This window comes from Streptomyces sp. SID5910, assembly GCF_009862125.1.
Classification (GTDB): Bacteria; Actinomycetota; Actinomycetes; order Streptomycetales; family Streptomycetaceae; genus Streptomyces.
Genome location: NZ_WWHX01000774.1, coordinates 1 through 11,448 on the forward strand (window position 1 = coordinate 1; position 11,448 = coordinate 11,448).

Annotated in this window: 10 protein-coding genes; 6 read left to right on the plus strand and 4 right to left on the minus strand. The window is 71.7% G+C overall.

The window, feature by feature from the left end:
- Positions 1-253: 253 nt before the first annotated feature.
- On the plus strand, positions 254-1,111 hold the full coding sequence (locus GTW67_RS27330; RefSeq protein WP_161167448.1) for an SCO4651 family lipoprotein: 858 nt from the start codon (positions 254-256) through the stop codon (positions 1,109-1,111).
- Between the two features lie 70 nt (positions 1,112-1,181).
- Here GTW67_RS27330 and mmsA read toward each other — a convergent pair whose 3' ends face one another.
- Positions 1,182-2,684 carry a CoA-acylating methylmalonate-semialdehyde dehydrogenase gene (gene mmsA / locus GTW67_RS27335; RefSeq protein WP_161167449.1) on the minus strand — a complete coding sequence of 501 codons (1,503 nt, stop codon included), beginning with the start codon at positions 2,682-2,684 and terminating at the stop codon, positions 1,182-1,184.
- A 641-nt stretch (positions 2,685-3,325) separates the two neighbouring features.
- Between mmsA and GTW67_RS27340 the strand changes: the two genes are divergently transcribed.
- The 4 genes from GTW67_RS27340 to GTW67_RS27355 all read left to right on the plus strand — a co-directional run bounded on the left by GTW67_RS27340 (position 3,326) and on the right by GTW67_RS27355 (position 6,925).
- Positions 3,326-3,517, plus strand: a complete 192-nt coding sequence (locus tag GTW67_RS27340) for a helix-turn-helix transcriptional regulator (protein ID WP_077801771.1) — start codon at positions 3,326-3,328, stop codon at positions 3,515-3,517.
- A gap of 50 nt (positions 3,518-3,567) precedes the next feature.
- Entirely contained in the window at positions 3,568-4,152 is a 585-nt protein-coding gene (locus GTW67_RS27345) for a GNAT family N-acetyltransferase (RefSeq protein WP_202437764.1), read from the plus strand.
- 168 nt (positions 4,153-4,320) lie between these two features.
- Positions 4,321-4,560: a heavy-metal-associated domain-containing protein gene (locus GTW67_RS27350; RefSeq protein WP_161167451.1), complete on the plus strand. Its 240-nt coding sequence runs from the start codon at positions 4,321-4,323 to the stop codon at positions 4,558-4,560.
- A 109-nt stretch (positions 4,561-4,669) separates the two neighbouring features.
- Entirely contained in the window at positions 4,670-6,925 is a 2,256-nt protein-coding gene (locus tag GTW67_RS27355; RefSeq protein ID WP_161167452.1) for a heavy metal translocating P-type ATPase, read from the plus strand.
- Here GTW67_RS27355 and GTW67_RS27360 read toward each other — a convergent pair.
- Both GTW67_RS27360 and GTW67_RS27365 read right to left on the minus strand, forming a co-directional pair.
- On the minus strand, positions 6,891-7,457 hold the full coding sequence (locus tag GTW67_RS27360) for an anthrone oxygenase family protein (RefSeq protein WP_346010751.1): 567 nt from the start codon (positions 7,455-7,457) through the stop codon (positions 6,891-6,893). The genes GTW67_RS27355 and GTW67_RS27360 overlap by 35 nt on opposite strands.
- Complete coding sequence (locus GTW67_RS27365) at positions 7,454-8,293, minus strand: Rossmann-fold NAD(P)-binding domain-containing protein (protein ID WP_161167453.1); 840 nt, start codon at positions 8,291-8,293, stop codon at positions 7,454-7,456. The genes GTW67_RS27360 and GTW67_RS27365 overlap by 4 nt, the downstream gene beginning before the upstream one ends.
- A 138-nt stretch (positions 8,294-8,431) precedes the next feature.
- Between GTW67_RS27365 and GTW67_RS27370 the strand changes: the two genes are divergently transcribed.
- The gene (locus GTW67_RS27370) at positions 8,432-9,460 is read left to right on the plus strand and encodes a LysR substrate-binding domain-containing protein (RefSeq protein WP_161167454.1); all 1,029 of its coding nucleotides are present in this window, start codon (positions 8,432-8,434) and stop codon (positions 9,458-9,460) included.
- Between the two features lie 632 nt (positions 9,461-10,092).
- On the opposite strand, the gene GTW67_RS27375 is transcribed toward GTW67_RS27370, so the two are convergent.
- Positions 10,093-11,391, minus strand: a complete 1,299-nt coding sequence (locus GTW67_RS27375; protein ID WP_161167455.1) for a citrate synthase — start codon at positions 11,389-11,391, stop codon at positions 10,093-10,095.
- Positions 11,392-11,448 lie beyond the last annotated feature (57 nt).

Here is an 11,448-nt window from a genome sequence, read left to right on the forward strand (position 1 = left end):
CGGCGCAAGATAGAACCCCGACGAAAACCAGCACGTCAATGGGTGTTTACCTACGGAATCCGTTGATCCAAGTCGCCGATGCAACGGGAAAGCGCATCACAGGCCGTCACCCGGGGCCCGTTGAGGCGTACGGGAACCGTAGCCGGAGCGGCAAAAAAGACGATGACCTTCCGGTATCCGGACGCTGTCGGAGGTGCCCGGTAGAGTCCTCGGCACAGGTGAATCACAGGATCACGGCAACGGGTGGGGACTCATGAAGCTGAGGTACACGGCGGCCTGGGTGGGGCTGACGGCGGCGACGATCGTGGCGACGTCCGCGTGCGGTTCGGAGGGCGCCAAGGACGCCGCCGAGACCGCGGACAAGGCGGCGACGAAGGCGGTGGACAAGGCGGACACCATCATGGCGGCCCTGACCCGGGCCACCGACCGCACCGAGGAGCTGGGCTCCGCGGAGGTCCGGACGACGACCGACCTGGGCACGGGCGAGCCCATCGCGATGGACGGCACCTACTCCTGGGGCGACGGGTACGCGCTGGACGTCGAGATGGACACCGAGGCCGCGCAGATGCAGGCGCTCACGGACTCCCCGACGGTGCGCACGCTGTTCGTGGACGGCGCGTACTACTACGACATCGACCCGCAGCCCTCCGGCCCGCTCCAGGGCAAGGAGTGGATGAAGATCGACGGGTCGGCCGTGTTCGGCGAGTCCGGTGCCGCCGCCTTCAGCGGGGGCGGCGGGGGCGGCAGCCCGGCGGACTCCATGAAGGGCCTCAAGTACGCGAGCGACGTCGACGACCTCGGCAAGGAGAACGTCAACGGCAAGCCCACGACCCACTACCGGGCGGTCCTCGACGAGAAGGACCTGGGCAAGTTCCAGGAGGCCCTCGGCGGCGAGGACAGCCTGCTCAACTCCGGTGCGGGCGGCGGCTCGATCACCATGGACATCTGGGTGGGCGACAAGGACCTGCCGGTGCGCCTGAAGCAGGAGTTCGGCGCCATGACGGTCACCATGGACTTCGACAGGTTCGGCGCCACCAAGGACATCGTGGCCCCGCCCGCCGACCAGACCGGCGACCTCACCGACGAGGTGAAGGCACAGCAGCAGGGCTGAGCCGGGCACGACGGTGCCCCGTCCCGCACGGGCGGGACGGGGCACCGTCGTGTTCTTCCGGGGCCGCGCCTCAGTGGTTGCGGGGGAAGCCCAGGTCCACGCCCGCCGGGGCGTCGGACGGGTCCGGCCAGCGGGTGGTGACGACCTTGCCGCGGGTGTAGAAGTGCGTGCCGTCGTTGCCGTAGATGTGGTGGTCGCCGAAGAGCGAGTCCTTCCAGCCGCCGAAGGAGTGGTAGCCGACGGGGACCGGGATCGGGACGTTCACGCCGACCATGCCGGCCTCGATCTCCAGCTGGAAGCGGCGGGCCGCGCCGCCGTCCCGGGTGAAGATCGCGGTGCCGTTGCCGAAGGGCGAGGCGTTGATGAGGGCCACGCCCTCCTCGTACGTGTCGGCGCGCAGCACGCACAGGACGGGGCCGAAGATCTCGTCCTGGTAGGCCTTGGCCGTGGTCGGCACCCGGTCGAGCAGGGAGATGCCGATCCAGTGGCCGTCCTCGTGGCCGTCGACGGTGTAGCCGGTGCCGTCGAGGACGACCTCGCAGCCCTCGGCCGCCGCGCCCTCGACGTAGGACGCCACCTTGTCGCGGTGGACCTTGGTGATCAGCGGGCCCATCTCGGACGCCGGGTCGTTGCCCGGGCCGATCTTGATCTTCTCGGCGCGCTCGCGGATCTTCTGCACCAGCTCGTCGCCGATCGCGCCGACCGCGACGACCGCGGAGATCGCCATGCAGCGCTCGCCCGCCGAGCCGTAGGCCGCCGACACGGCCGCGTCGGCCGCGGCGTCGAGGTCGGCGTCCGGCAGCACCAGCATGTGGTTCTTGGCGCCGCCCAGCGCCTGGACGCGCTTGCCGTTGGCCGAGGCAGTGGTGTGGATGTAGCGGGCGATCGGGGTGGAGCCGACGAAGGAGACCGCCTTCACGTCCGGGTGCTCCAGGAGGCGGTCCACGGCCACCTTGTCACCGTGCACGACGTTGAAGACGCCGTCCGGCAGACCGGCCTCGGAGAACAGCTCGGCGATCCTGACGGCGGCCGACGGGTCCTTCTCGCTCGGCTTGAGCACGAAGGTGTTGCCGCACGCGATGGCGATGGGGAACATCCACATCGGCACCATCGCCGGGAAGTTGAACGGCGTGATGCCGGCGACGACGCCGAGCGGCTGCCGGATGGAGGACACGTCGACGCGGGTGGCGACCTGCGTCGACAGCTCGCCCTTGAGCTGCACGGTGATGCCGCAGGCCAGGTCGACGATCTCCAGACCGCGCGCGACCTCGCCGAGCGCGTCGGAGTGCACCTTGCCGTGCTCGGCGGTGATCAGGTCGGCGATCTCGTCGCGGTGGGCGTCGAGCAGCGCCCGGAACTTGAAGAGGACCGAGGTCCGCTGCGCCAGCGAGGACTGGCCCCAGGTCAGGTACGCCTCCTTGGCGGCGGCGACCGCGGCGTCCACCTCGTCCACCGAGGCGAAGGCCACCTTGGTGGTGACCTCACCGGTCGCCGGGTCGGTGACCGGCCCGTACGTGCCCGAGGCGCCTTCGGCGGTCTTGCCGCCGATCCAGTGGTTGACGATGTTCGTCATGACCGAGAACTCCTTCACAGTTGGCGGCGACGGGTCGTAGCGTGCCGTTCGTCCAGCTCACGGGCCGTTTCCGGCGACGGTCGGGTCGCGGTCAGGGCCATGGGTCCATCTCAGCAGCCGGGCGCCCGGACGCGCGCCCGACACTGTGTATGCGGTTTGGGTGTCCGAGTGGACACGTGGGGCAGTACGGCGGAACCTCCGGCGCGGGGCCGGGGCGGCGGGGAGTCGTCGCGCGCCCTTCGCTCCTGCCAGGGCGAAGCGGCCTTCCCGCGCCGGAGGCGTCTCCCCCCGGTTTCTAGCCCCGCGCACGGAGCCTGTCAATGTTTTGTCCGGACATTCGGACGACGTACTCCGGGTGGCGGGCCGTCGCTGGTGCGTGACGGTGGTCCGCCGCGCCGGAGTCAACCTCCCGCGCCCGAACTCCGGGGGACCTCTTTGCGGCACTCCTGTCACAAACACCGCGTCCGTGTCACAGGTGTCACGAGCGCGCGGGCCTTCGGTCACACCCGGGAACGGGGCCTGACCACCCGCCGCCGGGCGTCGTTCACCCGGAACAGGCTTGGTGATCGCCAGCGCAGCACCCGGCTCCCCCCGGCGGCCGTCCCCGGTCGCCGCCGCGGTGCGCGCGGGGAGGTGCGTTCGTGACCGACCGAAGGCTCTGGTCCTACAAGGACATCGCGGCCCACATCAGGGTCCAGCCGGACACCGTGCGGTCGTACCGCAAGCACGGTCTGCTGCCCCCGCCCGACCATGTGGAGGGCGGCAAGCCCTACTGGTACGCGGACACGGTGCGGGCCTGGGTGGCGTCCCGGCCGCGCAACCGGGGGCGGTAGGGCGGAAAACCGTTCTGTGCCCCACGGCTCCGTGGGGCACAGTGCCGTCCATGGACTTCTCCGAGAAACCCGTGCTCACCGGCGAGCGGACGGTCCTGCGGCCGTTCACCGGGCAGGACGCCGACGTGATGTGGGAGATCATCAACGACCCCGAGGTCGTCCGCTTCACGTTCGAGCCGGGCGACGAGCTGACCCTGGAGGGCGTCCGCGACTGGTACGCCTCGCGCGGCGACCGGCCCGACCGCCTCGACCTCGCCGTCACCGACCCCGCCGACGGCGAACTCCTCGGCGAGGTCGTGCTCAACGAGTGGAACCGGGCGAACCGTTCCTGCACCTTCCGTACGCTGATCGGCCCGCGGGGGCGCGGCCGGGGCGTCGGCACCGAGGCGACCCGGCTGATCGTCGGGCACGGCTTCGAGCGGCTCGGGCTGCACCGGATCCAGCTGGAGGTCTACGGCGACAACGCCCGGGCCCGGCGCGTCTACGAGAAGGCCGGTTTCGTCGTGGAGGGCGTGCGCCGGGAGGCGGTCCGGCGCGACGTGCAGTGGGCTGACGAGGTGCTGATGGCCGTCCTGGACCACGAGTGGGCCGCCCACCGCGGACGCCCCGAGGCGGCGGACGCCACGGCTCGATGACCGTCACTCCGCACCTCGGCGGGCTCCCGTGCGGGAGGCTGAGCCGTATTCATACCCCCTAGGGGTACAGTGGCAGGTGCGTGGTCCGGCGCTGGACCACGGTACTCGCGGGTACCCGGCCACGTACGGGTACCCGACCCCCCGCACGGCCCGACCGAGGAGTACGACATGACCGCCCAGACCGACACCCAGGGTTCCGTCACCACCGTCTACAAGGTGAGCGGCATGAGCTGCGGACACTGCGAGGGCGCCGTCTCCGGTGAGATCTCCGAGATCCCCGGCGTCTCCTCGGTGCAGGCCGTCGCCGCGAGCGGTGAGGTCACCGTCGTCTCCGAGGCGCCGCTCGACGAGAAGGCGGTGCGCGCCGCGGTGGACGAGGCGGGCTTCGAGCTCGTCGGCCAGGCCTGAGCACCACCGCCCCTCGCCCGCAGCAGCACCCACCGCCCCGCCGACCGGGCCGCCCGCCACCGGCTCACGGGCCGGGCACCCGGCCCGGTCGGCCCCCTGGAGCCCGGACATGACCACCACCGCGGACACACCGACGGCCACCGCACCGGACCTCGCCGAGGTCGAGCTGCTCATCGGCGGGATGACCTGCGCCTCCTGCGCGGCCCGCGTCGAGAAGAAGCTCAACCGCATGGACGGCGTGAGCGCCACGGTGAACTACGCGACGGAGAAGGCCCGGATCACCCACCCGGCGTCCACCTCCGTCGCCGACCTCGTCGCCACCGTCGTGAAGACCGGCTACACCGCCGAGGAACCCGCGCCGCCGCCGGAGCCCACCGCCGAGGACACGCCGGGACACTCCGCGGAGGACGACGACCCCGAGCTGTCCGCCCTGCGGCAGCGCCTCGTCGTCTCCGTCCTCCTCGCCGCCCCCGTCGTGCTGCTCGCCATGGTCCCGGCGCTCCAGTTCGACAACTGGCAGTGGCTCTCGCTCACCCTGGCCGCGCCCGTCGTCGTCTGGGGCGGGCTGCCCTTCCACCGCGCCGCCTGGACCAACGTCCGGCACGGCGCGGCCACCATGGACACCCTGGTCTCGCTCGGCACGCTGGCCGCGTTCGGCTGGTCGCTGTGGGCGCTGTTCTTCGGGGACGCCGGCATGCCGGGCATGCGGCACGGCTTCGACCTCACCGTCTCCCGCGCCGACGGCGCCTCCGCCATCTATCTGGAGGCCGCCGCCGGGGTCACCGCCTTCCTGCTCCTCGGCCGCTGGCTGGAGGCCCGCTCCAAGCGCCGCGCCGGTGCCGCGCTGCGGGCGCTGATGGAGCTGGGCGCGAAGGACGTGGCCGTGCTGCGCGACGGCCGGGAGGTGCGGGTGCCCGTGTCCCGGCTGGCCGTCGGCGACCGGTTCGTCGTACGGCCCGGCGAGAAGATCGCCACCGACGGCACCGTGACCGAGGGCTCCGGCGCCGTGGACGCCTCCCTGCTGACCGGCGAGTCGGTGCCGGTGGACGTGACCGTCGGCGACACCGTCACCGGCGCCACGGTCAACGCCGGGGGCCGGCTGGTGGTCGAGGCCACCCGGGTCGGCGCGGACACGCAGCTCGCGCGGATGGCGAAGCTGGTGGAGGACGCGCAGAGCGGCAAGGCCGAGGTGCAGCGGCTCGCCGACCGGGTCGCCGGGGTCTTCGTCCCGGTCGTGCTGCTGATCGCGGTCGCGACCTTCGGTGGCTGGCTGGGCGGCACCGGGGACACGGTCGCCGCGTTCACCGCGGCCGTCGCCGTCCTGATCATCGCCTGCCCGTGCGCGCTCGGCCTCGCCACGCCGACCGCGCTGCTGGTCGGCACCGGGCGCGGCGCCCAGCTCGGCATCCTGATCAAGGGCCCGGAGGTGCTGGAGTCCACGCGGCGCGTCGACACGGTCGTCCTGGACAAGACCGGCACCGTCACCACCGGCCGCATGACCCTCCACGAGGTGTACGCCGCCGACGGCACCGACGAGAAGGAGCTGCTGCGGCTCGCGGGCGCCGTCGAGCACGCCTCCGAGCACCCCGTGGCCCGGGCGGTCGCGGCCGGTGCGGAGGAGCGCGTCGGCGCGCTGCCGGACGTGGCGGACTTCGAGAACGTCCCCGGACGCGGCGTACGCGGGCGCGTGGAGGGCCGCGAGGTGGCCGTGGGGCGCCTCTACGACGACCTGCCGGACGGGGTGGCCCGCGCCAAGGAGGCGGCCGAGAGGGACGGTCGTACGGCGGTCGTGGTCGGCTGGGACGGGACGGCACGGGGTGTCGTGGCCGTCGCGGACGCCGTGAAGGAGACCAGCGCCGAGGCGGTCGCCGAGCTGCGCCGGCTGGGCCTCACGCCCGTGCTGCTGACCGGCGACCACCGGCGGGTCGCCGAGTCCGTCGCCCGGGCCGTCGGCATCGACGAGGTGATCGCGGAGGTCCTGCCCGAGGACAAGGTCGACGCGGTCCGGCGGCTCCAGGCAGAGGGCCGTACGGTCGCCATGGTCGGCGACGGCGTCAACGACGCCGCCGCGCTGGCCGCCGCCGATCTGGGCCTGGCGATGGGCACGGGGACGGACGCGGCGATCGAGGCGGGCGACCTGACGCTGGTGCGCGGGGACCTGCGGGTGGCGGCGGACGCCATCCGGCTGTCCCGGCGCACCCTGGCGACGATCAAGGGCAATCTCGTGTGGGCCTTCGGCTACAACGTGGCCGCGCTGCCGCTGGCCGCCGCGGGGCTGCTGAACCCGATGATCGCGGGCGCGGCGATGGCGTTCTCGTCCGTGTTCGTCGTCACGAACAGTCTGCGGCTGCGCACGTTCCGCTGACCCGGGAGGCGGACGCTCCCGCCCGGTCGGCGGAGGACCGGTCCGCGCCGTACAGGACCAGGGCCCAGGCGAGGCAGGCGAAGGCCGCCGTGTGCAGCAGCGCGCGCACGATGTTCCAGGTGACCCAGGCCGCCTCGAACCGTTCCCGGACGGCGGCCAGGTCGCCGATGGAGTCCGGGGCGCCGGCCCGTTCCAGCTCGTCGTTGAGCGGGACGTTGACCGCGCCGGTCACCGCGAACGCGACCAGGTAGAGCACGAGCGCGGCGACGAGCCAGGGCAGGGCCGGCCGGCCGTGGCCGCGCCAGGCGAGGAACGCGGCCAGGGCGATCAGCGGGATCGACCCCACGAACGGGAGCATGAACACGGGGTTGAGGATCGCCTTGTTGATGCCCTGCATCGTCTCCACGAGCGTGTGGTCGGAGGTGCCGCGCAGCCCCGGCATCACGGCGTAGGCGAAGGCGGCGAAGAGCCCCGCCATCAGGCCGGAGGCGACGACGGCGGCCAGGAGGGTGCCGGTCTGGGTGGTTCTCACGAGGCGGCCTCCGGGGCCCAGACGCCGGCGGCCGCGGCCTCGGCGACGTGGTCGGTGAAGTCGCGGGCCGGGCGGCCGAGGACCTCCTGGACGCCGTCGCCGAGATGGGCGTTGCGGCCGTCGAGGACCTGCGTGAACAGGTAGGTCAGCAGGGCGGTGACGTCGGCGGGGACGCCGTGCGCGGCGAGTGCGGCGGCGTAGGCGTCCGCGGGGACCGTGACGTAGCCGATCTCGCGGCCGGCCGCCGCCGCGATCGCGGCCGTGGCCTGCGCGAAGGTGAGCAGCCGGGGGCCGGTCAGGTCGTAGGTGCGGCCGGTGTGCCCGCCCTCGGCCAGGACGGTGGCGGCGACCTCGGCGATGTCGTCGGCGTCGACGAACGGCTCCTCGACGTCGCCGACGGGCAGCGCCAGCTCCCCGTCGAGGAGGGGGCCGAGGAAGTCGCCCTCGCTGAAGTTCTGCGCGAAGAACGAGGCACGCAGGACCGTCCACTCCGCGCCCGAAGCCGCCAGCGCCTTCTCGCACGCCTCGGCCTCGGGCTCGCCGCGCCCGGAGAGCAGCACCAGGCGGCGCGCTCCGCTCCGTACCGCGAGGTCGGCGAAGGCGCCGATCGCCTCGGGGGCGCCGGGCACGGCCAGGTCCGGCTGGTAGGAGACGTAGACGGCGTCCACACCGGCCAGGGCGGGCCGCCACGTCGTGGGGTCGTTCCAGTCGAAGGGGATGCCGGCGGCACGCGAACCGATCCGGACCGCGTGGCCGCGTCCGGTCAGCCGGTGCACGACCCGGCGTCCGGTCTTTCCCGTTCCGCCCAGGACCAGGGTGAGCGCGGGTGACGTCATGGTGATCGCCTCGGCTTTCGTGTGTGAGCTGCGAGGACCGCGTTCTGCGGTGTGCTCACAGCCTGTTTCACCCCGGGGTCGCCATCAACTGCCGATGCTGCAAGGATCGTTGACCTGTGGTTGACGGTAGGGGGAGCCGTGGAACGACGTGAGATCGAGATCTTCCTGACGGTGGGCGAGGAGCTGCACTTCGGGCGCAGCGCGGAGCGGCTGCACCTCTCGGTGGCGATGGTCAGCAAGACGGTCCAGAAGCTGGAGCGGTCGGTCGGCGCGGCTCTCTTCGAGCGGACCAGCAGGCGGGTGGCCCTCACCGCGATCGGGCGGCGTCTCTTCGAGGATCTGAAGCCCGCGCACCAGGGGATCCTCGACGCGTTCGCGCGGGCGGTGGCCTCGGGCCGGGGCGTGGACGGCGTGTTGCGGGTGGGGTTCCTGGGGACGGCCACCGCGGAGTTCGTGCTGCGCGCGGCGGAGCTGCTGCGGACCCGGCATCCGGGCTGCGAGGTGCGGCTGCACGAGAGCCGCTTCACGGACGGGACGGCGCCGCTGCGCGACGACGTGATCGACGTCCTGCTCATCGACAACTTCGCCGCACCGCCGTCCACGCTCCCACCGGGCCACGTCGCGGGCCCGGTGCTGTTCCGGGAGGCGCCGATGCTCGCCGTCTCGGTGCGGCATCCGCTGGCGCGGCGGGAGGCGGTGGACGTGGCGGAGCTGGCGCGGTACGAGGTGCTGCGGCCGCGGGCGTCCGAGGGGTCCGTCCCGGGGCAGGCGGACCGGTGGGCCGCTCCCGAGGGCGCGGAGCAGTTGTTCGCCGCGGGGCGGCAGGGTTCGCCGTCCGGCCCCGGCAGGGCGCCGGGGGGCCGGGGTGCCGGGCGGAGCGCGGAGTTCGGCAGCATCCAGGAGATGTGGGCGCTGGTCGGCGCCGGCCACGGGGTCTACCCCGTCCCGTCCCACGCGAGTGTGTACGACGCCCGCCCCGACGTCGCGTTCGTGCCGGTCGAGGGCGCCCCGGCGTACGAGTGGCGCCTGGTCTGGCTCTCCGCGGCGGACAACAGCCGCGTCCGCGCCTTCTCCGAGGCGGCCCGCGACCACGTGGCGGCGCACCCCGATCCGCTGACCGCGACGGGACGCGTATCTGGCGATATTTCACGCAGGTCGACGGCCTGAGCCTCTGGAGTCCGGCACGCACCTCACATAAGCTCTTCACAAGGCTCGCGCATCTTCCTTACGCTGGAGTCTCGTTGGACGTAACGAGGCTCTTGCGCACTTAACGGACATATGCAAGAGACGCAGATCACAGTGACGCGAACGTAACCATCGAAGGGGTTCGAGGGTCTAAGTTGGCGATGTCAGGCAGCGTCTTGGGGGGCGCCACCTGGCATCTGGGGATGTCTTGGGGGACTTTCCCAGAGATGCGTTGCCGGGACACGTACACCGGGAAGCTTTGAGCGGCCCTCCCGGGCGTGCGCTGTCCCGGCAGACCGCAGCGATGCGTGCAGCACGTTTCACAGCGATTCAGGCGCTGTCCTCACAGACGCCCGGCCGGATCCCGTGGGGGGAATCCGCACCGGGACATGGGAAGGCGCCCTGGTCGTCGGCCCGTGGGGGGACCGGCGCCGGGGCGCCTTCTTCTATGCGGTTGTGCGTATGCGGTTGTGCGCGCCCGAAGAACGCAGGGGACTGCAAGCGCCCGAAGGGGCGCGAGGAACTGCGCGACCAGCCACAGCCGGCCCGCAGCCGCCCACACCCCTCAGCGACGCACTCTCAATAGGCGCACGGCACCCCCACACCGGCAGGTGTCAGCGCTGCTCCACCGGCACGAAGTCCCGCTCGACGACACCCGTGTAGATCTGACGCGGGCGCCCGATGCGCGACCCCGGCTCCTTGATCATCTCGTGCCACTGGGCGATCCAGCCCGGCAGGCGGCCGAGGGCGAACAGGACCGTGAACATCTCGGTCGGGAAGCCCATGGCCCGGTAGATCAGACCCGTGTAGAAGTCCACGTTCGGGTAGAGGCTGCGCGAGACGAAGTAGTCGTCGGAGAGCGCGTGCTCCTCCAGCTTGAGCGCGATGTCCAGCAGCTCGTCGGACTTGCCGAGCGCGGACAGCACGTCGTGCGCGGCGGCCTTGATGATCTTGGCGCGCGGGTCGAAGTTCTTGTAGACCCGGTGGCCGAAGCCCATCAGGCGGACGCCGTCCTCCTTGTTCTTCACCTTGCGGATGAAGGAGTCGACGTCGCCGCCGGCGTCGCGGATGCCTTCCAGCATCTCCAGCACCGACTGGTTGGCGCCGCCGTGCAGCGGGCCCCACAGCGCGTTGATGCCGGCGGAGATCGAGGCGAACATGTTCGCCTGCGAGGAGCCGACCAGGCGGACCGTGGACGTCGAACAGTTCTGCTCGTGGTCCGCGTGCAGGATCAGCAGCTTGTCCAGGGCGGCGACGACCGTCGGGTCGAGCTCGTACTCCTGGGCGGGCACCGAGAACGTCATGCGCAGGAAGTTCTCGACGTAGCCGAGGTCGTTGCGCGGGTAGACGAACGGGTGGCCGATCGACTTCTTGTACGCGTACGCGGCGATGGTCGGAAGCTTCGCGAGCAGCCGGATCGTCGAGAGGTTGCGCTGGCGCTCGTCGAACGGGTTGTGGCTGTCCTGGTAGAAGGTGGACAGCGCGGAGACGACCGAGGACAGCATGGCCATCGGGTGGGCGTCGCGCGGGAAGCCCTTGTAGAAGTTCTTGACGTCCTCGTGCAGCAGGGTGTGCTGCGTGATCTCGTCCTTGAACGCCGAGAGCTCGTCGACGGTGGGCAGCTCGCCGTTGATCAGCAGGTAGGCGACCTCCACGAACGAGGAGCGCTCCGCGAGCTGCTCGATCGGGTAGCCGCGGTACCGGAGGATGCCCGCCTCGCCGTCCAGGTACGTAATGGCGGATTTGTAGGCGGCGGTGTTGCCGTAACCGCTGTCCAGTGTCACCAGACCGGTCTGGGCACGGAGCTTCCCGATGTCGAAGCCCTTGTCACCGACGGTGCTGTCGATCACCGGGTAGGTGTACTCGCCGTCGCCGTACCGCAGTACTACCGAGTTGTTGGTGTGCTCGCTCACGTCTTCCCTCACCGACGTAGTGCCTCATCTTCGAGGTGCCCTGACTGTCTCTACCAG

Coding starts and splice junctions, on each gene's coding strand:
- GTW67_RS27330 (WP_161167448.1), top strand. CDS start 254: ATGAAGCTGAGGTACACGGCGGCCTGGGTGGGGCTGACGGCGGCGACG.
- GTW67_RS27345 (WP_202437764.1), top strand. CDS start 3,568: ATGGACTTCTCCGAGAAACCCGTGCTCACCGGCGAGCGGACGGTCCTG.
- GTW67_RS27365 (WP_161167453.1), bottom strand. CDS start 8,293: ATGACGTCACCCGCGCTCACCCTGGTCCTGGGCGGAACGGGAAAGACC.
- GTW67_RS27350 (WP_161167451.1), top strand. CDS start 4,321: ATGACCGCCCAGACCGACACCCAGGGTTCCGTCACCACCGTCTACAAG.
- mmsA (WP_161167449.1), bottom strand. CDS start 2,684: ATGACGAACATCGTCAACCACTGGATCGGCGGCAAGACCGCCGAAGGC.
- GTW67_RS27355 (WP_161167452.1), top strand. CDS start 4,670: ATGACCACCACCGCGGACACACCGACGGCCACCGCACCGGACCTCGCC.